At 46.9% G+C, this 23,751-nt stretch carries 26 protein-coding genes; 18 read left to right on the forward strand and 8 right to left on the reverse strand.

Annotated elements, in window-relative coordinates; genetic code table 11:
- The first annotated feature begins 119 nt into the window (after nt 1-119).
- The gene (locus ABEQ74_RS13505; protein ID WP_430122690.1) at nt 120-656 is read left to right on the forward strand and encodes a DUF6022 family protein; all 537 of its coding nucleotides are present in this window, start codon (nt 120-122) and stop codon (nt 654-656) included.
- A 147-nt stretch (nt 657-803) separates the two neighbouring features.
- On the opposite strand, the gene ABEQ74_RS13510 is transcribed toward ABEQ74_RS13505, so the two are convergent.
- Both ABEQ74_RS13510 and ABEQ74_RS13515 read right to left on the reverse strand, forming a co-directional pair.
- Nucleotides 804-1,751 carry an aldo/keto reductase gene (locus ABEQ74_RS13510; protein WP_430122691.1) on the reverse strand — a complete coding sequence of 316 codons (948 nt, stop codon included), beginning with the start codon at nt 1,749-1,751 and terminating at the stop codon, nt 804-806.
- 22 nt (nt 1,752-1,773) lie between these two features.
- Nucleotides 1,774-2,769: a Gfo/Idh/MocA family protein gene (locus tag ABEQ74_RS13515; RefSeq protein WP_430122692.1), complete on the reverse strand. Its 996-nt coding sequence runs from the start codon at nt 2,767-2,769 to the stop codon at nt 1,774-1,776.
- 120 nt (nt 2,770-2,889) lie between these two features.
- On the opposite strand from ABEQ74_RS13515, the gene ABEQ74_RS13520 reads away from it, so the two are divergent.
- Nucleotides 2,890-3,726: an AraC family transcriptional regulator gene (locus tag ABEQ74_RS13520; protein ID WP_430122693.1), complete on the forward strand. Its 837-nt coding sequence runs from the start codon at nt 2,890-2,892 to the stop codon at nt 3,724-3,726.
- Nucleotides 3,727-3,888: 162 nt separating this feature from the next.
- A complete protein-coding gene (locus ABEQ74_RS13525) occupies nt 3,889-4,479 on the forward strand; it encodes a hypothetical protein (RefSeq protein WP_430122694.1) in 591 nt (196 codons plus the stop codon).
- A gap of 100 nt (nt 4,480-4,579) precedes the next feature.
- Here ABEQ74_RS13525 and ABEQ74_RS13530 read toward each other — a convergent pair whose 3' ends face one another.
- Both ABEQ74_RS13530 and ABEQ74_RS13535 read right to left on the reverse strand, forming a co-directional pair.
- A complete protein-coding gene (locus ABEQ74_RS13530; protein WP_430122695.1) occupies nt 4,580-5,392 on the reverse strand; it encodes a hypothetical protein in 813 nt (270 codons plus the stop codon).
- A 185-nt stretch (nt 5,393-5,577) separates the two neighbouring features.
- Nucleotides 5,578-6,198, reverse strand: coding sequence for a DUF1796 family putative cysteine peptidase (locus ABEQ74_RS13535; protein WP_430122696.1), 621 nt, complete (start codon nt 6,196-6,198; stop codon nt 5,578-5,580).
- A 393-nt stretch (nt 6,199-6,591) separates the two neighbouring features.
- On the opposite strand from ABEQ74_RS13535, the gene ABEQ74_RS13540 reads away from it, so the two are divergent.
- The gene (locus ABEQ74_RS13540) at nt 6,592-7,977 is read left to right on the forward strand and encodes an MATE family efflux transporter (protein WP_430122697.1); all 1,386 of its coding nucleotides are present in this window, start codon (nt 6,592-6,594) and stop codon (nt 7,975-7,977) included.
- Between the two features lie 114 nt (nt 7,978-8,091).
- Here ABEQ74_RS13540 and ABEQ74_RS13545 read toward each other — a convergent pair whose 3' ends face one another.
- Nucleotides 8,092-9,741 carry a CoA-disulfide reductase gene (locus ABEQ74_RS13545; protein WP_430122698.1) on the reverse strand — a complete coding sequence of 550 codons (1,650 nt, stop codon included), beginning with the start codon at nt 9,739-9,741 and terminating at the stop codon, nt 8,092-8,094.
- 253 nt (nt 9,742-9,994) lie between these two features.
- Here ABEQ74_RS13545 and ABEQ74_RS13550 point away from each other — a divergent pair, with 253 nt between their 5' ends.
- The 9 genes from ABEQ74_RS13550 (at nt 9,995) to ABEQ74_RS13590 (ending at nt 15,524) form a co-directional block, all read left to right on the forward strand.
- Entirely contained in the window at nt 9,995-10,255 is a 261-nt protein-coding gene (locus ABEQ74_RS13550; RefSeq protein ID WP_430122699.1) for a metal-sensitive transcriptional regulator, read from the forward strand.
- A 130-nt stretch (nt 10,256-10,385) separates the two neighbouring features.
- The gene (locus tag ABEQ74_RS13555) at nt 10,386-10,613 is read left to right on the forward strand and encodes a sulfurtransferase TusA family protein (RefSeq protein WP_430122701.1); all 228 of its coding nucleotides are present in this window, start codon (nt 10,386-10,388) and stop codon (nt 10,611-10,613) included.
- A 67-nt stretch (nt 10,614-10,680) separates the two neighbouring features.
- Entirely contained in the window at nt 10,681-11,166 is a 486-nt protein-coding gene (locus ABEQ74_RS13560; RefSeq protein ID WP_430122702.1) for a DsrE/DsrF/DrsH-like family protein, read from the forward strand.
- Between the two features lie 39 nt (nt 11,167-11,205).
- Complete coding sequence (locus ABEQ74_RS13565) at nt 11,206-11,577, forward strand: rhodanese-like domain-containing protein (RefSeq protein ID WP_430122703.1); 372 nt, start codon at nt 11,206-11,208, stop codon at nt 11,575-11,577.
- A 31-nt stretch (nt 11,578-11,608) separates the two neighbouring features.
- Nucleotides 11,609-11,905, forward strand: coding sequence for a rhodanese-like domain-containing protein (locus tag ABEQ74_RS13570; protein WP_430122704.1), 297 nt, complete (start codon nt 11,609-11,611; stop codon nt 11,903-11,905).
- Between the two features lie 103 nt (nt 11,906-12,008).
- Entirely contained in the window at nt 12,009-12,584 is a 576-nt protein-coding gene (locus ABEQ74_RS13575; RefSeq protein WP_430122705.1) for a sulfurtransferase TusA family protein, read from the forward strand.
- A 119-nt stretch (nt 12,585-12,703) separates the two neighbouring features.
- Complete coding sequence (locus tag ABEQ74_RS13580; protein WP_430122706.1) at nt 12,704-13,831, forward strand: MBL fold metallo-hydrolase; 1,128 nt, start codon at nt 12,704-12,706, stop codon at nt 13,829-13,831.
- A 155-nt stretch (nt 13,832-13,986) separates the two neighbouring features.
- Nucleotides 13,987-14,769 carry a sulfite exporter TauE/SafE family protein gene (locus tag ABEQ74_RS13585; RefSeq protein WP_430122707.1) on the forward strand — a complete coding sequence of 261 codons (783 nt, stop codon included), beginning with the start codon at nt 13,987-13,989 and terminating at the stop codon, nt 14,767-14,769.
- A gap of 149 nt (nt 14,770-14,918) precedes the next feature.
- Nucleotides 14,919-15,524 carry a class I SAM-dependent methyltransferase gene (locus ABEQ74_RS13590; protein ID WP_430122708.1) on the forward strand — a complete coding sequence of 202 codons (606 nt, stop codon included), beginning with the start codon at nt 14,919-14,921 and terminating at the stop codon, nt 15,522-15,524.
- Between the two features lie 11 nt (nt 15,525-15,535).
- Here ABEQ74_RS13590 and ABEQ74_RS13595 read toward each other — a convergent pair whose 3' ends face one another.
- Entirely contained in the window at nt 15,536-16,345 is an 810-nt protein-coding gene (locus ABEQ74_RS13595; RefSeq protein ID WP_430122709.1) for a helix-turn-helix domain-containing protein, read from the reverse strand.
- A 261-nt stretch (nt 16,346-16,606) separates the two neighbouring features.
- Here ABEQ74_RS13595 and ABEQ74_RS13600 point away from each other — a divergent pair, with 261 nt between their 5' ends.
- From ABEQ74_RS13600 to ABEQ74_RS13615, 4 genes are all read left to right on the forward strand, one after another.
- A complete protein-coding gene (locus ABEQ74_RS13600; protein ID WP_430122710.1) occupies nt 16,607-18,067 on the forward strand; it encodes a sulfatase in 1,461 nt (486 codons plus the stop codon).
- A 106-nt stretch (nt 18,068-18,173) separates the two neighbouring features.
- Entirely contained in the window at nt 18,174-19,187 is a 1,014-nt protein-coding gene (locus ABEQ74_RS13605; protein ID WP_430122711.1) for a formylglycine-generating enzyme family protein, read from the forward strand.
- A gap of 195 nt (nt 19,188-19,382) precedes the next feature.
- On the forward strand, nt 19,383-19,583 hold the full coding sequence (locus tag ABEQ74_RS13610; protein WP_430122712.1) for a hypothetical protein: 201 nt from the start codon (nt 19,383-19,385) through the stop codon (nt 19,581-19,583).
- A gap of 17 nt (nt 19,584-19,600) precedes the next feature.
- Nucleotides 19,601-19,975 carry a hypothetical protein gene (locus ABEQ74_RS13615; RefSeq protein WP_430122912.1) on the forward strand — a complete coding sequence of 125 codons (375 nt, stop codon included), beginning with the start codon at nt 19,601-19,603 and terminating at the stop codon, nt 19,973-19,975.
- Between the two features lie 88 nt (nt 19,976-20,063).
- Here the strand turns inward: ABEQ74_RS13615 and ABEQ74_RS13620 are convergent, their stop codons facing one another.
- Nucleotides 20,064-20,660, reverse strand: coding sequence for a YjgB family protein (locus tag ABEQ74_RS13620; protein ID WP_430122713.1), 597 nt, complete (start codon nt 20,658-20,660; stop codon nt 20,064-20,066).
- Nucleotides 20,661-20,987: 327 nt separating this feature from the next.
- On the opposite strand from ABEQ74_RS13620, the gene ABEQ74_RS13625 reads away from it, so the two are divergent.
- Entirely contained in the window at nt 20,988-21,785 is a 798-nt protein-coding gene (locus ABEQ74_RS13625; protein WP_430122715.1) for a formate/nitrite transporter family protein, read from the forward strand.
- A gap of 127 nt (nt 21,786-21,912) precedes the next feature.
- Here ABEQ74_RS13625 and ABEQ74_RS13630 read toward each other — a convergent pair whose 3' ends face one another.
- On the reverse strand, nt 21,913-23,751 hold the full coding sequence (locus tag ABEQ74_RS13630) for a UbiD family decarboxylase (RefSeq protein ID WP_430122716.1): 1,839 nt from the start codon (nt 23,749-23,751) through the stop codon (nt 21,913-21,915).

The raw sequence follows: 23,751 nt of genomic DNA on the forward strand, positions 1-23,751 counted from the left end.
GTATATGATAAGGTTCCCTCCCAATATAAACCGGATTTCCAACAAACCTTACCATTTGCACGAATGTTGTAAGCTGGAGAGGTACATCAAATAATCCATGAAGTGGGAAGGGGTTAACCATGAAACCGATGAAACCGCTGAAGGAATTTTTGGAAGAGCACCAAGATCATCCAATTGAAGCCATTGGAAACTACATTTCAGAATACATGGAGCATAACTGGCAAACCGTACTTACTGTAAATCAGGAGAAATTGCTGAGGGCATACAACGAGGGTGGTGATGCAGCGTATGGGACGTTTTTGAACTTGATATTCTTGCCGATTCATAAACAATTTAAGGAGATGGGAATACGCCCTGAACCTAAATTTCCGGGTAACTTTGACATCTCAAGAGAATGGGGAAGCCAGGAAGGCACGGACCAACAGCGCTGGATGTGGAGTACGGTTTATTCACCGGAGAAGGAGCCGCTCGGCACCATCGTTACCGTTGTATATCACGATCATACCCAGTTTCGCGTCCCAAGGCAGCCTCGGATCATAGCCTTGAACGAGACAGGAAAAGAGGAAGTTGTCGCGTCCCTTTCGCTCAAGTCCTCGGATTTTAAGGAAGCGCTCGAGTTTACGGATGAATATGAAGCATATCTTCGGAGTTTGTAGGAGTAGGAAAGAGCAGCGCTATCAGCACGATTTGTTTATCTGCCTGGGAGATGTCTTCGTGCTTGAGTTGGAATCGGACGGTTCGTTAGCCTGTAAAAAGCGCCTTGAGCAGGATGAAAGTATCCTGGCTCAAGGCGCTTTTAATATTTAGATGGATGACAATTGATCGATCGTTAGGTCTAACCAATCTATTTCTTCCTTCGTCAGCTGGATGCTGGAGCCTTCATCGCAGGATTGTAACTCTGCGGCCGATTGTGCGCCGATGAGCGCACAAGTAGGGAAGGGCTGATTCAATACGTAAGCCAGGGCGATCTGAATGGCTGTTACATTCTTCGTGGCAGCCAGTTGTTTGGCACGCTCTAACCTCTGCCAATTGTCATCATTGTAGAATACCCTCACAAGATCAGCGTTGTCCCGAATCTCAGGTGTGAATCGGCCGGTGAAGAATCCCCGCGCTTGAGAAGACCATGAGAGCAGCGGAAACTGCTCAGCTTCATGCCATGCCATTGTCCTTGCATCGGCTGAGACGCAGCCTTCCCAGAACGGCTCATTCGGTTTAGCCAGACTGAGATTGGGGCTGCTGAAGGAGAATCCGGTAAGTCCATGGGCTTCCGCGTAGGCATTAGCATCACTTATGCGTTCCCATGTCCAGTTGGATACTCCGATGGCACCTACACTTCCTTTCGAAGTGTATTCATTCAGAGCCTCTATGATTTCTCCTGCTGGGACGTCAGGGTCGTCACGGTGCAGCGCGTACATATCGATATAATCCGTTTGAAGTCTTTCGAAGCTCATCGTGATGTCGCTCTTGATGTCTTGTTTATTTACGCGGGGGCCGTTCTGGTCATGATGGGCACCCTTCGTCAGAATGACGAGTTGATCACGGTTACCTTTTTCCTGCATATATCGACCAATGACTTCTTCGCTCTGTCCTCCGCAATATATATGAGCGGTATCGATAGAGTTGCCGCCTATTGCTAGGAACGCATCCAGATTCGCAGCAGCTTTCTCGTAAGAGTCATGATAGAAATAGTCTGTTCCTTTCATAAGGACAGAGACAGGTTTATCCAATCCCCGAATTGAAATATATTTCATGTACCTCTCCTCCTAAGTGTGATTACAGCACAATTCTCTTACGTTGATGGGCTGATTGCAGGCAGGCTTCGATGACCCGCATGTTGTGAATTGCATCCTCTGTTGAGTATTGGAGGGGCTTGTTGTTTAAAATACTTTCCGCCAGATGATCTCCTTGTTCGCTATATGCATTTGCATATGGAACCTCAATTTTTTTGCGTCCTTCGCCTGTCGTGATGAAGAAGTTCGCTCCGTCTTCAGGAAGGCTATAGGCATACGGAACTTCTATCAACCCTTCTGTTCCCACGATTTCTAGCGGATTTCGATAAGCCGCCCACATTCCGCAATCAAAGGTCAGGGACACATCGCCTGGAAATTCGAGCAAACCGGATGCCATCATATCGACGCCATCATGTTCAGGTGAGAAGAAAGCTTGAACGGTGACGGCTTCTGGTTCCTGATCCAGAAGGATGCGTGCAGCATTAATTGGATAACAGCCGACATCATATATCGAACCGCCGCCCCAATCCTTGCGAAAGCGGACATTTCCATGGTCGGCAGAACTGTTGAAGGTAAATGCGCTGCGAATACCCCGGATTTCTCCAATAGAACCATCATTGATCATTTTCTTTATCAAGTCATACCTTGGGTGATATCGATACATGAAGGCTTCGGCAAGAACAACATTCGCTATTGCTGCTGCATCAGCCATTTCGGCTGCTTCAGCTTCGGTCAGCGCAAGCGGCTTCTCGCATAGAATATGTTTGCCTGCTTCCGCCGCACGGATGCTCCATTCTTTATGTAGGTGGTTAGGAAGTGGAATATATATGGCATCAATGGAAGAATCACTCAGTAAGTCTTCATAACAACCATAAGCCGTAGGGATTTGCAGTTCCTCTGCAGTTTGGCTTGCTTTAGCTTCATCACGGCTGGCAATGGCTACGACTTCATTAAGACGGGATTGTTGTAAACCAGGTATGACAGCGCGTTTGGCAATGCCTGCACAGCCCAGTATTCCCCAGCGAAGTTTTGGTTTCATATTCATCAGCTCCTAAGCATGTAATAAGATTATATTGTGATTATAGAAGACAAGAATTAAAATTAATATAATATTATTTTGTATTGTTATATAACAATATTGTCATGAAGGAGTGATAGGGTGAAGCGACAAAGCCATCTGTTGACCCTTCCGCATATGCCATTCTTCTGTTTACCTGAATCCGTTGGGATCTACCGTGATGAGCCGGAACATTCCGTGACCCGGGCGGCGGGATCTTTACATAATTTCAACATCCATTACGTGGCTTCGGGAAAAGGGTATGTTGAAATTGATCATGTCGTACATACACTTGGTCCAGGTGAAGCGGTCCTGTATTTTCCCATGCAGGCACAGCGTTATTACAGCAGTGAAGATGATCCATGGGATGTGCGTTGGTTTCACTTTTATGGCAGTGGTCTGCAAACGTATTTTATTGATCGTGGATTTCACAAAAGCCAGTTATGGAGTATCCGGCAGCCGTCTGCCTTTGAGGAAGCGCATGAAGAGTTGTTATCGGAGGCGGAGAACCATCGAATGCTTAAACCGGCCCGATTATCAACATTAACATATTCCTTGCTAGCTGTATTCGTGGAGCAGGCAACCTCTTTATCGAACAATAAATCCAACAGTTCGTCCAACCGGGTTCTTGAGCTGCTGCCGATCATGCAGCAGGAAGCTGTGAAGCCGTTTATTTTGGAAGAGTGGGCGGCCCGGCTTGGCGTTACGACCTATTATTTCTGCAAATTATTCCGCAATGTGATGGAAATGACCCCGATGGAGTTCATAACGAGGTGCCGTCTGCAGATGGCCAAGCAGTGGCTGCTTGATCATAAGGACAAAACTATCGGACAAATTGCTGTGGAGGCGGGTTATCCGAGCGTCAGTTACTTTAACAAACGATTTATGGAACATGAGGGCATGACGCCGTCAGTGTATCGACGCTTATATACTGTATAGTTACAGGAGCTGCATAAGACCAAAGTTAAACTCGACTAAGGTCCAGGATGTAATCAGACCTGTGGTCGGTTATGGAAACGGCTTGCCTCCATTACAATAAGGTTAACGAAGGATTTGACGAAATCCGGTTCAATTATGTATATGTGGGTGGGGGAAAGCCAAATGTCCGATAATACGAATATATATGTTCTACTGACAGACACAGGTACGATATTTACCAGGTTGATCAAACGAGTGACTGCTGCTCCTTATAATCATGCATCGCTCGCGCTGGACGAGAATCTGAATGAAGTGTTCAGTTTCGGCCGAAAATGCGCAAGCAATCCCTGGATCGGGGGATTTGTGGAGGAGGATGTGTACGAAGGAACTTACCGTCACTTTCCTAGCACGCGCTGCGCTCTACTTCGTATCGAGGTTACCCGGCAGCAATACGAGGCGGTACAGCGCGTAATTCGGCACTATCAGGAAGATGAAGAAGGTTATGGATATAACCTGATCGGCATGTTCGGTGTACTTATGAGGCTCGATATTACGAGGGAACGCTCCTATTTCTGTTCGCAATTCGTAGCCGAAGTGATGAAGCAAAGCCGGATTTACTTGTGGGATCGGCCTTCTTCCGTAGTTACACCGCATGATTTCTTCCAACACGCTGCGTTTGACGTAATCTATGAAGGCATGCTGTATGACTATCCACTGCTAGATCAATCCAGATTGGCAGGACACCAATCCCCGTTACTCTCGGTCGCGCGATGAATGGGGACTATACGAAACAAACATAACTCTCTGCCGTTAGGCAGAGTTTTTTGATTCTTCTTTTATATTCATTCTTATATTGATTATCTAATGGTTTTTGTCATCTTAACTGGGCCTGTGCACGCGCGATAATGGTCTCGATTTTGTGTTCGTGGTTAAATATGCTCTTCTTCTTCGTCAGGATTTGACTAGACAGTGTCAGAAGTCTCTTAAGAATATCGCTGGTTCTGGCGGAGTCATTGGCCTTTATAGCGGCCTTGAAATTTTTCCACTCGGTTGAGAGTAGTTTTTTGAGTGTGGAGATTGCGCTTTTATCGCTTTTAATCTTGCTTTTGTATGGATCAATATCGGACAGGATTGAGCGAATGTTCGCCGCTTTGGCCGATTTATCTTTCTTAGCTGCCGTAAGGGCTGCCTGTTTATTCCGAATATCCTGCCGAGCTAAGGTAACTATAATCTTCATGGCATCAGCCTGTGACTGCAGCATCTTAGATAATGTTTTGTCTTTGAGTTTTTTGGCTGCTGTAATCTGCTTATTGAGACGGGTATAGGAATCAAAAAGTGGTTGGGATTTGGTTTTAGCTGTTTGGAGCTGTTCCTCCAGCCTACGAATTTTGTCTTTATCGATTTCGCTAATTCTTTTGCGCATTTCAGAGATTTTTGCTTCGTTGGAATAATGAAGGGCAGAGATTCGGTCGTCCCAATCCATCGCCTGCTTCTGTTCGCTTTTAAAATCGTTATATTGCTTGATGAGTTTGGTTCGAGTGGTGCTACCAGCTTTGTCAGCTGTTGCATTGAACTGGGCTTGAAGTGAATCAGTGAACTCGATTGCAGCTGCACTTGCATATGGGGAAAGCGTCAGGGTCATCAACATGGACATAATAAAGCATAGAATAAGTTGTTTTCTGAACATCATCATTACTCCTTTATAGATACTGATCTCAGCTGCATTGCAGCAATGGAAAACCGACTTCACGACAAAAAAGCACCCGTAGAATGGCGCGATGATGCGCCAGTCTCACGGGTGCTTCCTTCGTAAGAATATCCGATTTCATTATATGTTAAATATACCGCTTAATCCCTGATTTTGTCAAATGCTTATTCTTGCAAACGTATGGACCATCCCTGTGTGACGATCTTCCAGGCATGTATGTCTCCCTCCCAAGTGGCACCTTTCGGCATATGCATAATGTGCACCTGGTCTGAAAAGGAGGGGAGCTGTTCAATATGTGAAGCGTCATGAAGAATGATGAATAACAAGAATATATTCGGGTTGGGGTATGTTTCGCGAATCGCTTGATCAATGGTTTTGGCGTTTTTTTCGTGGGGGATGATGCGGATGAGAAGCGTTACTTGGTCGGAGCTTAAACATCGGTTAAAACGCTCGATTCGTCGGTCCAGCCGTTCCCGAAAAGCAGGGTAGTCATATAATGGTTTCTCGCTGGAGTCATTCTTGAAGTCATGGAAGGATAAGCAGGAAGTGCGTGTATCACGTACATAGTAACAGTTCGCTGATTTACCATAGACCTCCAGATTCTCCCGAAGCATGAAGCCGTTGAATTGATTTCTGAGAACTTCGCAAAATTTGGGGGTGGATGCGAAGTTGAACCAATCCCAAGGACCTGCCGCATGCCGCAGCTGGTTTCTTCTTAGCTGGGACGCAACCTGACAGTTGTAACCGAGACTATATATAGCATCGAATTCTGCAGGGGTTATCATGTTAGCTCACCTCCTCAATCTATCATTTGTTATCATATGCAGTTTAATAGACTTGGTATGGACATAGTGAAGAGGGCGAACCGGATTTAATGAAACAATAATTAGCGATATAAAGCTATTTGCTTCTATATAAGGTTTACAACCTGCAAGCTAATATGTTGCTCCATTTCTCTGCGGAATACGGTCATTTCCTGTGGCTTGCATTCGTTGACAGAACATGTGTGTGGTGATATTCTCCAATCAAAGACGGGGTATCCGGGATCAAATGAATTAATCCGTATCTGTTCCCTTGGCGGGTAATTAAACTCTCCAGAGGCGGAGTGTGTATACGGTCGTCTGAAGCTCTTCGCATGAAGAGTTTTTTCTATTACTACGAAAAGAATGTGATGACAGATGTTGGTTCGATCGCGGACCCTAATGAACGGCTTGTTAAGTAAGTATTTTTCTGGTGAGTCCATGGACTACCGGCAGATTTTCGCTTTATTTATCCCCATATTGATTGATCAGGCTTTTATTATTGGCTTGAACCTGGTCAACACGGCCATGATCAGTTCATCGGGTGTTTCGGCAGTCAGCGCCGTGAACATGGTCGATTCCTTGAATATTTTTCTGATTAACGTGTTTGTGGCGGTGGCAACCGGGGGCACCGTCGTGGTAGCGCAATATAAGGGAAGCGGTAATGCCCTGATGGTATCCCGTGCTTCTGCTGCCACGGTAACATCGGTTGCGATGATTGCTTTAGGGGTCGCGCTGTTAATCATCGGATTTCATGAGCCGGTACTGAATCTGTTATTCGGTTCAGCGTCACCCGAGGTGCTGGACAGTGCGAGAATATACTTGATTGGCAGCAGCACATCCTTTATTGGAATTGCAGTGGTGCAGGCGGTGTGCGGCGGGCTGCGGGGGATAGGCAAGACACGGGCTTCCCTTGCATTATCGTTAATTATGAATCTGCTCTACGTGCTGCTGAATATTGTGTTTATTAACTTGCTGAATATGGGTGTTATGGGAATGACCTTGGCCATTAATATTGCCCGTTTTGCTGGCGCTGCCTGCGCGCTTTATTATTTGTTCAGAGTGGATGCTACGCTGCATATTCGTCTGCGTGATTTGTTTCATTTTCCACTGTCCATGCTTCGGAAAATCATGTTTATTGGTGTCCCTTTTGCAGCTGAGCAGATGTTCTTTAACGGAGGAAAACTATTAACTCAAGTGTTTATCGTCAGCCTGGGTACCTATGCAATTGCAACGAACGCAATCGGCTCCTCACTTGCTGCCGTTTTCCAAATTCCAGCCAGCGCATTGTCTCTAACTATTGTGACTGTTGTAGGTCAATGCATCGGCCGCGGAAATATTGCAGATGCTCGCAAGTTCATCAAGTCGTTTCTCTGGGCAGGTGCATTCTCGCTGGCCCTTACGGGTTTAATCCTAATGCCGCTCTACCGGCCGCTGGTAGGACTGTTCAATCCACCTCCGGAAATCGTGAATGATCTATTTGTAGTGCTGTTGATTACCACCATCGTGCAGGTTCCGCTATGGTCGATAAGCTTCATTCTGCCATCCGCCTTGCGTGCCGCCGGCGATTCTCGCTTCACGTCGATTACTTCGATGCTGACCATGTGGCTGTTTCGCGTGATTCTCGGTTATGTGCTGGGTATTACGCTTGGCTGGGGTATACTCGGCGTATGGCTTGCTATGAACTGTGAGTGGGGCGTGCGGGGAGCTATTTTCCTGTGGCGCTTCCGAGGTAAGAAATGGTATGCGCATAAGCTGATTTAAGCCGCAATTGATGAATAAAGAGAAAAAGGCCCCGTGTAGCGGGGTCTTTTCTGCATGTAATTCTAATTATGCAATGACAATGAATATGAACAGACAGAAATCGATGAACAGTTATTATGAATTGTATACGGCAGCGTATGTTTTCCAGCCACCGTCGAGATTTTTAACCTGGAATCCATGCTCGGACAAAATACGTGACGCCAAATACCCCCGCAATCCGACCTGGCAAGTAACATACAATGTCTCATTATCTGGTAATTCTTTCAGACGGCTGCGCAGATCATTCAGTGGAATGTTGATCGAACCCTCGATAAAACCGGCTTTCCGTTCCAACGGTTCACGGACATCGATCAAGGTTGCACCGTCTTTAACCAGATGGTTAATTTCATGCCATTGAACGGTTTCCACCAAGCCATCCAGAATATTGGTGGCAACATATCCGGCATAGTTTACCGGGTCTTTGGCCGAAGAATATGGCGGAGCATAGGAGAGCTCGAGTTCCGTCAAATCCCATACACTTAAATTCCCCATGATTGCTGCAGCAATCACGTCGATTCGTTTATCCACGCCTTCTGCTCCAACTGCTTGCGCCCCATAGATTTGGCCTGTATCCGGATGGAACAACAGCTTCAAAGAGATAGGATACGCCCCAGGGTAATATCCAGCATGCGACAAGGGATGAATATGGATGACTTGGTAAGGTGATTGCATCTGCTTCAGGCGTTTTTCATTGATACCCGTCGCTGCAACCGTTAGATCAAAGACCTTCGCAATTGACGAACCGAGCGTGCCTTTGTAATGTTTGGTTTTACCATAGATGTGATCCGCAACAAGTCGCCCTTGCCTGTTGGCAGGCCCGGCAAGTGGTATAAAGGCTTGGCTCTGAAGAACGAAATCCTTCACCTCGATTGCATCGCCGATAGCATAAATGTTCGGGTCAGCCGTTTGCAAATATTCGTTAACCTGAATCCCGCCGCGGTCATTGACTGGTAAACCAGCATTTATCGCCAATACATTCTCGGGACGGACGCCAATCGAAAGTATGATCAAATCGGTTTTGATTTGCTTGCCGCTCGTAAGTTCTATTCGATGACCGCCTTCATGAATGGCTTGAACGCCGTCTTCCAGGATCAGACGAACCCCTTTTTCCCGAAGATGCTTATGGACGACAGCGGCCATCTCATAGTCAAGCGGTGCCATAACCTGGTTTGCCATTTCAATGACAGATACTTGAATACCGCGTTCAGCCAGGTTCTCGGCCATCTCAAGGCCAATGAAACCGCCCCCGACAATAACCGCTTCCTGCGGGTTGTTAAGATCTATAAATTGCTTGATGCGATCCGTATCCGGAATATTTCGCAATGTGAACACGTTAGAGGAATCAGACAAGCCAGGAATATCCGGCACGATCGGTTGTGCGCCTGGCGACAGGATCAGAGAATCATAACCCTCCGTGTAGCTTTCGCCGGTACTCAAATTTTTAATCGTGACCGTCTTTTCTTCACGCTGAATGGACGTAACTTCGCTTAGATTTCGTATATCCAGCTGGTAACGGCTGCGGAGGCCAGGAACGGTTTGCACCATCAGCTTGCTGCGATCCTGTATCGTTTCTCCTATATAATAGGGCAGGCCGCAGTTTGCAAACGAAATATATTCGCCGCGTTCCACGATCATAATGGTCGAGCTTTCATCTAATCTCCGCAGTCTGGCAGCTGCCGATGCTCCACCGGCAACTCCGCCGACAATGACGATTTTTTTGCCCATTGCATAAACCTCCTTGAAATGGCGAATTTTATGAGTAGATAATTTATACCCCAAGGGGTATCATAACATATAGAAACCTTGATTGGGTGTGACAATTATTAGACAAGGTGGTCATACGCAAGAAGATTTGGTCAATAAGAGAAATTGCTGGACTATGAACTTGACGTAATACCCCTATGGGTATATATTGATGTCGTTGAGTCTGTTAGCATTCTAATGATTCGTAAACAATATATGTCAGGAGGTGTTCGAGATGAATTACGATGATCAGATGAAGAATCGGATGAAACGCATCGAAGGTCAGTTGCGCGGTATCTTGAAGATGATGGAGGAGAACAAGGATTGTAAGGACGTGATCACTCAGCTCTCGGCGACTCGAACGGCTATAGATCGCACAATTGGCGTTGTGGTCAGCTCCAACCTAGTGGAATGCGTCCAGAAAGCTGAAGAAAGCGGACAGGACACAGAGAAGCTTGTGTTTGAAGCGGTAAATTTGCTCGTAAAAAGCAGATAGTTGAAGAGCAATGCTCTTCTTTCCTTCAGCGTGTAACAAATTTTACGGATTGACATGGCTTTTCACATTGTTTAATATACCCCTATGGGTATGCGAAATAAAAAATCATTAAATAAATGGAGGTATTATTATGAACTCGGATAAAGTATTGGATGCAAAAGGCTTGGCATGTCCTATGCCGATCGTGAAAACAAAAAAGGAAATGAAGGAGATGGAATCCGGTCAAGTGCTTGAGATTCATACGACGGATCAAGGCGCGAAGAGTGATCTAACGGCATGGGCTAAGTCAACGGGCAACGAATTGCTGGAATTTCAAGAGGATGCTGGCGTGCTGAAGTTTTGGATTAGAAAGGGATAATTTTTTTGATCGAATTAATACCTGGCGGGGTATTTTTGATTGTTCATTCATTAAGGAGGATTGCATCGTGACAGAATCAAAAAAGACCACGATTATTTTATTTAGCGGGGATTACGATAAAGCTATGGCTGCGTACATTATTGCCAACGGAGCTGCGGCTTACGATCATGAGGTAACGATTTTTCATACTTTTTGGGGGCTGAACGCCCTGCGTAAGGATGAGAATGTTCTACTTCCGCAGAAAAAGAGCTTCATGGAGAAAATGTTCGGATGGATGATGCCGCGGGGAGCTGATAACATGGGACTCTCCAAAATGAATTTTGCCGGCATGGGTCCTAAAATGATAAAGGGTGTTATTAAGAAGCACAATGCAGTGCCGCTGCCTCAGCTGATTGAAATGGCGAAGGAGCAGGATGTCAAGCTGGTCGCATGCACAATGACGATGGATCTACTCGGTTTGCAAAAGGGAGAGCTATTTGATGATATAGAGTATGCGGGCGTGGCTGGTTATTTGGGCGATGCTCAGGAAGGCCATGTGAACTTGTTTATTTAACCAGGGCAATTGCCCTGTATAAAGAAAGGGAATATCAAGATGGGAACATTTAATATCATAATCATTGCACTAATTATCTTGTTTATCGTATGGAGAATTATCCCGACCAAAGGAGTCAGACAGATTAACGCGGCCCAATTGAAGGAAGAGATGAAGAATGCTAACGGACACAAACAGTTTATTGATGTTCGGACGCCGGGGGAGTTCAAGGGAAACCATATTCGGGGTTTTCGCAATATTCCGCTAGATCAGCTCTTATTAAGCAGCGACTCGCTCTCCAAAGACAAGGAAGTGGTATTGATCTGCCAGAGCGGGATGAGAAGCGATAAAGCCAGTAAATCATTAAGGAAATCAGGCTTTGAGAAGGTAACCAACGTTAAAGGCGGCATGAGTACCTGGTCTTCATATTAATAATCTTAACAAACAAAGGAGTGCAACCCTGATGAAAGAAATTTTACCCAAAGAAGTTGAGCAGAAGCTGAATGATGGACTGGTTATAAATATTATCGATGTACGAGAAACGGAAGAAGTCGCAGAGGGGAAAATCCCAGGTGCGGTCAACATTCCGCTTGGTTTAATTGAGTTCCGTAAACAGGACCTTGATCGTTCTAAAGAATATGTTCTGGTATGCCGTTCAGGCGGCCGCAGCGGCCGAGCAGCGGAGTACCTAGAGGGTCAGGGCTATCGAGTTGTCAACATGACAGGCGGCATGCTTGCATGGGAAGGAAAGACTGAGTAGCTATCGTTCATGTTGTAAGGGTAGGTGAGTTAAAGCCCCTCTCTTTTTTTTGAAACTTAATATACCCCTGGTGGTATTTTATAAAATGGAGGATTGAATTGTTATGACAAACGTTGAGTCTAATGTAAAGCTGGATGCCAAGGGGCTGGCTTGCCCTATGCCCATCGTCCGAACGAAAAAAGCGATGAAGGATCTTGAAGCAGGTCAAGTGCTGGAGGTTGAGGCAACCGACAGAGGCTCCAAGGCTGATATGAAGGCATGGGCGGAAAGCACGGGACACCATTATCTTGGAACGATTGAAGAAGGTGAGGTGTTGAAGCACTATCTGCGCAAATCTTCAGGTGAAGAAATGGCTGAAAAAACCTATCCGGTTGTAGCATCCAATGAGCAGCTGGAGGAGAAGCTGGGGGGCGGTGCGCCCATCGTTATTGTCGATGTGAGGGAGGCGGCGGAATATGCTTTCAAGCATATTCCGAAAGCGTTATCGATTCCGCTCGGCGAGCTGGACCAGCGGCTGAATGAGCTGAACAAGGAAGATGAAATTTATGTTATCTGCCGTACCGGTACACGCAGTGATATGGCAGCCCACAAGCTTGCATCTAACGGCTATAAAAGCGTGGTGAATGTACTACCGGGTATGAGCGGGTGGAACGGTCGAACCGAAGGTTTGAATGATTAAGCGGGATGTAATAAGATAGCCTGCATTTGAGTCTGCATTATAAATGATCCCAGGCTCAGTTTTTAGAAAGTTAGAAGAAATTTAAATAGTTACTTTGCATACGAGGAGGAAGAGGGGCAATGACAGTAAGAGAAATGCCAGTGCATGAGGCAGCAATGAAAGCAATGATGAGGGAGAGCTTATTTATCCTGGATGTACGGAACCCTTCCGATTTTGAGGATTGGAAGATTGAAGGCGAAGGAATCCAGCACCTGAATATTCCTTATTTCGATTTGATCGATGGGGTAGAAGATATTCTGGATCTTCTCCCGAAGGATCAAGAAGTGCTCGTTGTGTGCGCCAAGGAGGGCTCATCGGTCATGGTAGCCGAGATGCTGGCAGAACAGGACCGAAACGTCGCATACCTGAAAGGCGGAATGAAGGCTTGGAGTGAACATTTAGTGCCACTTAAGATCGGTAACTTAGCAGATGGTGGCGAGCTTTATCAATTCGTTCGGGTAGGCAAAGGCTGTTTGTCCTACATGGCCATATCCAACGGAGAAGCGGCATTGTTTGATGCCACCCGCATGACGGAGGTATATCTTGAGTTTGCCCAAAACATGGGTGCACAAATCAAGCATGTGTTTGATACCCACCTGCATGCAGACCATATCTCCGGCGGGCGGATGATTGCCGAGCAAACCGGGGCTCTCTACTGGCTTCCGTCGAAGGATGCTGGCGAGGTCGTCTTTAAGTATGAAGCTCTGGAAGACGGCATCGAAGTGGTCATCGGCAGCAGCACGATCCGTATTGATGCCCTTTATTCCCCGGGGCATACGATCGGGTCCACTTCTTTCGTGATAGATGATCAATACCTGCTGACAGGTGATAGTCTGTTTATCGATTCCATTGGTCGTCCGGACCTTGCAGGTCTTGCCGAGGATTGGGTTGGCGATTTACGGGAGACGCTTTATTCACGTTATGCTCGTCTTGCGGATGATCTGATCGTGCTTCCGGCTCACTTTATGATCATGGATGAATTGAATGTGGATGGAACGGTCGCAAGGAGACTAGACGAACTCTACCGGGATAACCATGGTCTGAATATTGCGAACGAAGCGGAATTCAGAGCGATGGTTACGACGAACCTGCCTCCGCAGCCAAACAGCTACCAGGAGATTCGTCAAACGAACATGGGTACATTGACTCCTGACGTGGAGCGTCAGCGTGAGATGGAGATTGGACCGAACCGCTGTGCTGTGCGTTAAACCAAGTAGAGATCCTGTACTCAGATGTAAAACTACAATTGAATGAAGAAGATCCATGACTAGTGCAAAACAAGATGGAGTAAGGATTACACAGTATTAAGCAGAAAAAGGGGACCCTAACGGTTCCCTTTTTGATAGAGGAAAGGGGCAGCAAGATGGAACTTAATCTAACCTTCATCATCACCATATTTTTAATCGGATTCATTGGCTCATATATTTCAGGAATGGTTGGCATTGGCGGCTCGATAATCAAATATCCGCTGCTGCTGTACATCCCGCCACTTTTTGGTCTGGCGACATTTTCGGCACATGAAGTATCGGGTATAAGCGCAGTGCAGGTATTCTTTGCCACAATCGGCGGCGTTTGGGCATACCGCAAGGGCGGATATTTGAATAAATCACTCATACTTTATATGGGTACAGCCATATTGCTGGGCAGCTTTATCGGAGGCTTCGGCTCCAAAATGATGAGTGAAGGCGGCATCAATCTCATCTATGGTATATTGGCGCTTATTGCAGCTATCATGATGTTCATTCCGAACAAAGGGGTTGACGATATTCCGCTCGATCAGGTCAAGTTCAACAAGTGGCTGGCCGCTGGGCTGGCTTTACTGGTCGGAATCGGAGCAGGAATTGTCGGTGCAGCGGGTGCTTTTCTGCTCGTGCCGATCATGCTGGTTGTACTGAAAATACCGACCCGAATGACGATCGCGACCTCTCTCGCAGTTACCTTCATCTCATCCATCGGCTCAACAGTGGGCAAGTTGACAACGGGCCAGGTGGATTATGTTCCCGCGCTCATCATGGTTGTGGCCAGTTTGATTGCCTCTCCTCTTGGAGCGGCGGCAGGAAAAAAGATGAATACCAAGCTCCTGCAAATCATATTGGCTGTCTTGATCTTAGCAACAGCCGTCAAAATCTGGCTTGACATGCTATGATCCAACTTGGAAACCTGTTTTCATATATGGACATATGAAGTGAATCTGCATCGTTGAGACAGGAATGGTAAGATGGTGGAAGGATTACTTATGTATATGGACCACACAATAACAAGGAATCATCATCTTGGCAAAGGGGTGTTCAAACAATGAATTCATGGAATGAACGGTTTCGGCGTGAGGATTATGTCTACGGAACGGACCCGAATGTATTTATAGCCGATATGCATAAGAAGTTAGATTTAACGGGCGAGGCATTAGCTATTGCAGAGGGAGAAGGACGGAATGCGGTTTTTCTGGCTCGTGAAGGTATGAATGTCACCGTATGGGATTATGCGGAATCCGGTCTGGCGAAAGCCAACAGGTTGGCCAGAGCAAACGACGTCCAGCTAAAGACAGAGCTTGTAGACCTTGAGGAAGCACGATGGACTGAGAATCAATGGGATGAAATTGTTTGTGTGTTCGGGCATTTTCCTAAGGAATTGAGAATGAAGACGTTAGAAGGCGTTAAAGCGGCAGTAAAGCCTGGCGGGTATTTCCTGTCCGAAGTGTATTCCCCTTACCAGATCCCTTATCGAAGCGGTGGGCCGCAAGATCAGCAATTTCTATACGGGCCCGAGGAGTTCCTCGAGCTATTTGCGGATTGGCGAATTGTTCATTTTTTCATGGGCGAGGTCTTTCGTAAGGAAGGCGAGGGGCACCAAGGCTTGTCCCATGTCATTCAGTTCGCAGGACAAAAGCCTGCCGATTCTTGAAATAGTAAGAGTTAAGTGAACAGCATGGATACATCGGACAAATCTCCTTCATGCACGTAGTCTGTGGGAGATAGCCCGGTGTATTTTTTAAACATCCGATAAAAATAGGACGTGTCGTAATAACCCAAATAATGGGCGATATGAGTAATGCTCATGTCCGAATGAAGGAGCAGGCCGCAAGCTTCCTGCACACGCAGCTGATGCATATACCGAATCGGAGAATGGCCGTACACCTCCTTGAAGAGTGCGGCAGTATAGTTGGAAGAACGCTGGATTAACTTAGCCAATCGATCGATTTCAATCGGTTCACGGTAATGTTCGAGCAGATAGGATTTGATGGTGTCGGCATATTTACGTTTGCTGGGTGTCAGTTCAGTCTTCTCGAGTTCACGGGCCAGCATGCCGATGAGCTCCTGCAGAATACCCTGACAGATCATGTTACGGTAGCTTTTGCCGCCCCGCATTTCCTCGTACAAACGCTCACATCGATGATAGGCATATTGAATATGGGACAGGTTGAATTTCAAACATTGACCCGCATCCAGAAAGGGAATGCCTGTGTCTGTGGAGCCCTGATGGTCCAGCGTAAAGAGAATAGTATGCTTTTGGTGTGGAACACCATTCCAGTTGCCGCCGCTTCGCTGAGCCGCCTGAGGGATAAAGAGCACGTCTTCTTTCTCGGCAATGATTTCTTCCCCATTGATTTCGTATCTCACTTTGCCTTCTCTTACCACCACAAGGACATTGTAGGTAAGCGTCTCAAGCTGTGTCCGCCAATTCGGTATGTAATTATCAAAGTTCACGCTCATCAATTGGATCATGATCGAACACCTCGCAGTGGTTTTATACCTATAGCCTATCATATTCATGCCTCTATTGAGTAGGAGTACATTCATTTCTATGATATTGCTAGTTCGAATCGGAGTGGAATCGTACATAAAAATAACGAAATGTACATCGACTCTGCAAGGAATGCGGCCTATAATTTCAATCAACTGCAGTAAACTGCAAACGCTAACATGTGCCGACATGTCCTCAAGACTTGGCAAGTGAAACTGAAAATAGGAAGGAAATGATTGAATATGAGAGTGTTATTGCTGGATTTGGATTCAACCAGACCGGATCATCTAGGCTGCTATGGCTATCATAGAAATACTTCACCCAATATTGACCAAATCGCTGCAGAAGGCGTACGATTTGACAATTACTATACCTCTGATGCTCCTTGTTTTCCTTCAAGAACCGCATTAATGACCGGTAAGTTCGGTATTCATAACGGCGTCGTAGGCCATGGTGGCACGGCTGCCGATGTGCGGCATGAGGGCATTACCCGTGACTTCCACGATAAGCTGGCTTCGGAGAGTTTTCCAGCCATTTTCCGCCGGGCAGGAATGAAAACAGCGCTCATCAGTCCGTTTGGAGAACGGCATTCGGCATGGACCTTCTACGCAGGTTTTAATGAAATGTACAATACAGGCAAGGGCGGCATGGAATCAGCGGAAGAAGTTTCACCTGTCGTTCTGGATTGGCTGGAGCGTAACGCAGAGGATGACAACTGGATGCTGTACGTGAACTTCTGGGATCCGCACACACCTTATCGGGCACCTCAAACGCTGGGAAATCCCTTTGAGTCTGATCCTCTCCCGGATTGGATTACGGAAGAAGTACTGCAAGAGCATCAGAAGAAGGTTGGCCCGCATGGAGCGAATGAGATTAACATGTATAATAGTAATACATCCCCCGATTATCCACGGCATCCCGGTGAGATCCGATCGATGGAGGATTTGCGGACGATGGTTGACGGGTATGATTGCGGTATCCGACATATGGATGAGCATATCGGGGCGATCTTCGACTTGCTTAGGAGCAAGGGCGTGATGGATGATCTGGTCATCATTATTACCGCGGATCATGGTGAGAATATGGGTGAACTAGGGATCTATGGAGAACATGCAACTGCGGATCAAGGCACTTGCCGCATTCCGATGATTATCCGGGGACCCGGCATTATGAAGGGAGTAGCGGATTACGAGCTGCATTATCATTTGGATCTGCTGCCTACCATGGCGGAATATATGAATGTTGCTCCGGTTTCAAGCTGGGATGGAACCAGTTATGCGGAAACATTGCAAAGCGGTAAGGGCAGCGGCCGAGAGTATTTGGTGGTATCCCAATGTGCCCATGTCTGTCAGCGAAGTGTACGATTTGGAGATTGGCTCTACATTCGGACGTATCATGACGGCTATCACTTGTTCGATAAAGAAATGCTGTTTCATATCACCGAGGATAGCCACGAGCAGCATAATCAGGCGTCTCAAAGACCGGATCTTTGCAGGGAGGCCGTCTATCTGCTGAATGAGTGGCATGATCAGATGATGTCAACGATGCCATTTGATGTTGACCCGTTATGGACGGTTATGAAGGAAGGCGGGCCTTACCATGCTAAAGGTAATCTGCCACAATATATCGAGCGTTTAAAGAAGACTGGCCGGGGTGAAGCAGTTCCGGAATTAATGCGTCGCCATCCTCGGGAGTTCGTATAGTGGATCATTATTTCGTATAATAGAACATGAGAGCGTCAATTAAAGCAGGATAACCGCTACATAGCGGTTATCCTGTTCTCTGTATCAAGCATAGGAGGAACCGAGTATGGGAGAACAACATTCTTGTTGCGCTGGCGCGAGGGCGAGCGTGAAATTGGGCGAAGCCGAGCGGAAGGGACACCATGACAGTCAAAGAAAAGGCTCAGATCATAAGCAGCCGCAACAACCGCCAACGGATCTCCATCCGAATATGATCGCTATCCCTGGAGGTACGTTTACGATGGGTACGAATTCGCAAGAGGGCTTTGCACGTGACGGGGAGGGGCCTGCTCGCAGTGTGAGCATTTCCAGTTTTGAAATATCACCGTATGCCGTTACGAATGGACAGTTTGGGCGATTTGTAGAAGCAACCGGATATGTTACGGAAGCGGAGCGCTTTGGCTGGTCATTTGTGTTTGAGATGCTAGCTTCGGAGGAGACTAAAGCTAGTGTTAAGCAGGTCCCGCAAGAAGTACCTTGGTGGCTGGTGGTAGAAGGCGCATACTGGGCTGCCCCGGAGGGAGCGGATTCAAATATCGAGACCCGGATGGATCATCCAGTCGTACATATATCGTGGAATGATGCGGTAGCATACTGCCAATGGGCAGGAGTGCGGCTTCCCACGGAAGCGGAATGGGAGTATGCGGCGCGCGGAGGTTTGAAGGGCAAGACCTATCCTTGGGGCGATCTGTTGAAGCAGGACGGGGAGCATCAGTGCAATATATGGCAGGGCAAGTTTCCGGTCAAAAACAATGCAAGCGACGGATATGTCGGTACCGCGCCAGTGGATGCCTATAAACCGAATGGTTACGGACTATATAATATGTCAGGCAACGTATGGGAATGGTGCGGCGATTGGTTCAGCCCTTCTTATCATCAACAAACTTCAGCTGACAATCCTTTCTATGACAAGCCCAGCGGAGGAAGGTCGATGCGCGGCGGCTCATACTTGTGCCACAGATCCTACTGCAACCGATATCGAGTGGCAGCGCGCAGCGGGAATACGCCCGACAGCTCAACTGGGAATTGTGGATTCCGTGTCGTGAGGGATCAATCGATGTTGAGATATTCGGAACAGTAGAAGAATTGAAGAAGGTAAGAGAGGTACAGCCATGATTCAGCAGCTGCTGCAAGCGAATTGGCCAGATTGGAATGGAGATACGGTAAAAGGTCCTCCGGGCTGGAATAATACGACCTGCTTTATTTATAACTCTAGGCGTCGCTCGGTCATGCGCATTTACAGTACGCATCGTGACAAATCGAGGATTTGGAATCATTGCAGCCAATCAACTTGAGCTTTACGATTCCAACTCCAATTCCGACCATATCCGGCGATAAGCTGGTTCAAGTTCAGGATGGAAGTGGCCGCTATGCTTGTTTATTTGCCTATATTCATGGCAAGAAGCATACATCGACATATGCAGCAGACTGGATTCCATCAAAAGTTTGCCGCAGCGGCTTATTCACGGCGACCTGAACTTTTCGAACCCGCTGGTGGATTTGGAGAACATGAACATAGTCTCCGCCCTTATTGATTTTGAATTTTGCACGAGAGATGTTAGGGCGATGGAGCCGGCGGTGGTCATATCGGGATTTTTAGGAATTCGGGACGAGAGGAAAGCTATTCGGCAGTTCTGTGAAGGATTTGCCAGCGCTGTGCGATTGAGCGAAGAGGAGATTACCGCGATTTCGGTACTGTTACGATTGCGATTGGTTGATGTGTTTTTGCATTTTTTGAGTCGCTATCGAGAAGGGACCGACGAGGTTCATATTTTAAAGGATCAGGTGGATATGTTGGCTAATGGATTTAAGAGTTTGGAACGAAGCCAAGAGTGGATGGAGGACCTGTTGTTTCAAACGTTGATGTAAGGTTAAAAGCCCGGTTTCTCATGGAAACCGGGCTTGGTGCATTTTATATGGAATATTGTCACTCGGGAAAAATGGCGGTATCCAAGCGTTATTTTTTAAGCAGATTAATATGATCCAGGTCCGTGCTGCTGTTAAAGATAAACTCTAATTTGTAATCTCCACGATTATACGTGAGCTTCGTTTGCTTGGTTTTTCCATTGTTGAAAGTGGTGGTGGCATCCGGAGCGAACCAGTTCTGCTTCAACATTTTCATCGTAATGCCGCCGATGTTCGTCTGTCTTTCCACATTGGTGCCAAAATAACGCATTTCGCGTATTTTATTCAACTTGTACGAGAAAGCGTAGCCCGGATTCCCCATATTAGCTCCATATACATCGAAGGCATCGGCATCCTTGCCGGGCATTGAGGGCTCGCCAATGGCTTTATATACGTCCTGCTTCGAACTTTTGCCGATCGTTAAACCGCTGACGGCGCCAGGAAATTGTCCTTTTAATGCAGGTTTATAGAAGCTGTTAAGCGTCATGAGTGCATGCTCGGAAGCGTAATTGTCGGCACTTGCCGCCGTGGCGCCTGCTGCCTGCTGCACTGGCGAAACAGCATGATTTACACCGATTGAACCTAGGCCCACAACGCTTGCCGCTGTTAAGGTGACGATTGCATATTTGACGGGTTGTATCAAGTTCATGTTGCATCCTCTCCTTCGTAGCATCTAATTACCACATGCGCTGAAAATTAAACAGTTGCGCAAGCTTATCTTTCCATGATAAATGAAGCTGAAGGGCAAAGGGTTACGATTCTATGAAATTGACATTGCAGATTTGATATTTGAATAAGTGTCCTTGTATGATGTCATCATTTGGATGACCTCCAGTTCCATGATACGTTCTGAATAGGTTGCATTCGCTCATGTACTTATACTTCAGGAGGAAAATGGGGTAATGATTCAAAAGATGATATGAATAACTGGAAAAATCGTGTAATCTATATAGGATCGATATCTTCAGGAGGAACTATGGAAACCGAATCTTTACTCAAAGTGGAGCAGCTTGCTCTCAAAAAACACAAAATATTCAAACAAAGCCAGCTGCGTTACATCGCGCGCTCCATGCTCGCCAGCATGTTTATCGGCTTCGGCGTCATTGTCGCTTTCAAGACAGGCAACTTCTTTTATCTGGAGCAATCCCCGCTAACCTACCCGATGGCTGCTATTACGTTTGGAGCGGCGATCATTCTGATCGCATATGGGGGAGGGGACTTGTTTACGGGGAATACGTTCTACTACACGTATGCTGCTCTTCGCAAAAAATTACGGTGGCTGGAGGTCGTCAAGCTTTGGATTTTCAGCTACGTCGGGAATATTTTAGGGGCATGTGCGTTTGCATTGTTAATTTTCTTAACGGGACTATTCATGGATGCATCGGTAAACGGGTTCTTGCTTGATGTCGTTGAGCACAAAATGACCACACCAACCCTACAGCTATTTTTCAGAGCGATACTCTGTAACTGGCTTGTATGCCTTGCGTTTTTCATTCCGATGTCCTTGAAGGGCGATGGCGCCAAAATGTTTGCGATGATGCTGTTTGTCTTTTGCTTTTTCATCTCGGGATACGAGCATAGCATTGCGAACATGTGCACATTCGCCATTGCACTGGTACTGAATCATCCAGGCACGATTTCTCTAGAGGGCGTACTGCATAATCTGATACCAGTAACGATTGGGAATTTGATTGGCGGTGTGCTGCTCATGGGTTTTATGTATTACTTTGTAAACAAACCATTCCTCGATGCGGAGGAATCGCCCAATGAATAAGACAGATGGAGCATTCATAAATGAACAAAAGGGGCTGACCCATAGTCAATACGACTAAGGGCCAGCCCCTTTTTAATGCGAAAATTTATTGGATTCTTTAGAGATAATATATCTCAGTTATTATGTGTTATTCACGGACTTGGATACGACTTAAGCTGCCCCCGTCCGCAAACACACGCTTGATATTACTCTCTACCTCGGCGTCCGGAATTAACGGCGGAGCTTGGTGCGGTTTCGTTCGTGCATCGATAATAACCGTGTCACAGCCCCAATGTTTATGCTCATACCGGCTATCCAAGCCGTGGATATCATGGGAAGGGTTACTGCGCGTAAAGGTCGCCCAGAGAAAATTATTTACGTTCGCACTCATGAACTCACTGTCATCACACAAAATGATCATCGGACAGGAAGGGAGCGACCCCCGCTCACGAATCGCTTCGCTAAGCCGTGACATTTCCTGCTCCACTTCGGAATAACTCGTAAAAGCCCCCCCCTGGATGGCGACAATGCCGGGCATAATCCATCGTGCTGGTGAATAACCAGGCAGATCATTCAGGAGTGCGGGCACCTCTTGGCATAATTCTCTTTGTTTATCACCAACCGCTGCGAATACTACCTTGCTGCCGGTATTGAGCCCAGTTCCAGAATAATCGAGGGTATCTATCGTTGTATTCGTTTGGAAGTGAATGTCCCTGCGCAGATCAATACGCTCCAGGATATAGGTCATAAACTCTTCGATGCGATGTGTGCTTAGAGGCTCCTTCTCTTCAGCCGCGATAAACAGATATTTGGCTAAACTCAACTGGCCTGTACCCAATATCCGATTGGAGATCGTGAGAAGCTCTGCCGGCTGTTTCACTTGTTGGTACGGGGTGTACCGTTCGCTGCCAATCGCTAAGAGCAAGGGGTGTACGCCCGCCGCATCAACCGCATGGACTTCTTTCACGCCCGGAATTTCCTGCCGGATCGCCCCGCCGGTCAGTTCGTGAATCAATTCGCCGAAGGAAGTGTCTTCCTGCGGAGGCCTACCAACGACCGTAAAAGGATAGATCGCATTCTGCTTGGCATAGACCTTATGCACACGCATAACAGGAAATGGGTGAACAAGGCTGTAATAACCGAGGTGATCGCCAAAAGGTCCTTCCGGCTTGGTTTCGCCGGGGTAGATCTCGCCTGTAATAACGAAATCTGCATCATGGCTGATGCAATAACCGTCAACATAGCTGTAACGGAAATGACGCCCGGACAGCAAACCGGCAAAAGTAAGCTCGCTCATGCCTTCCGGAAGCGGCATAACCGCTGAAATCGTATGGGCGGGAGGTCCCCCGATAAAGCAACTTACCTTCAGCGGCTGCCCCAGTTTAGTTGCCTTCGCCTGATGGATCCCAATACCCCGGTGTATTTGATAGTGAATGCCGACTTCCCGGTTTATATCATATTCGTTGCCTGTAAGCTGTACCCGATACATGCCCAGGTTGGAATTCATGATGCCGGGTTTTTCGGGATCTTCCGAATATACTTGAGGCAGGGTAACGAAAGCCCCACCGTCGTCTTTCCAGTGTTTAATCAGCGGCAGATCGGTAATCTGGATTTCCTGAAAGCCGGGCGGGAGGCCTGTTTTTTTGATGGGGAGTGCCGATTTGGCTGCAAGTCCCGCTCCGAGATGCTTGAATGGTTGCTTTAGGGCCTTCATCGGATTATTGCGAATAGCGATGACGTCCTGAGTGGACTCAAAGGTATCGCGAAATATGAATTTACTGCGTTCGATTGTGCCGAACAGGTTGGATACTGCCCGGAATTTTGAACCCTTAACCTTCTCGAATAACAGAGCCGGACCGCCCGCTTCATAGACTTTCATATGTATAGCTGCCATTTCGAGATGAGGATCCACCTCTTCTTGGACTCGTATTAAATGACCGTTTTTCTCCAGATCCACGATGCATTCTTCCAGATTATGATATTTCAT

Source organism: Paenibacillus solani (assembly GCF_050475945.1).
GTDB classification, from domain to species: domain Bacteria; phylum Bacillota; class Bacilli; order Paenibacillales; family Paenibacillaceae; genus Paenibacillus_AQ; species Paenibacillus_AQ solani_A.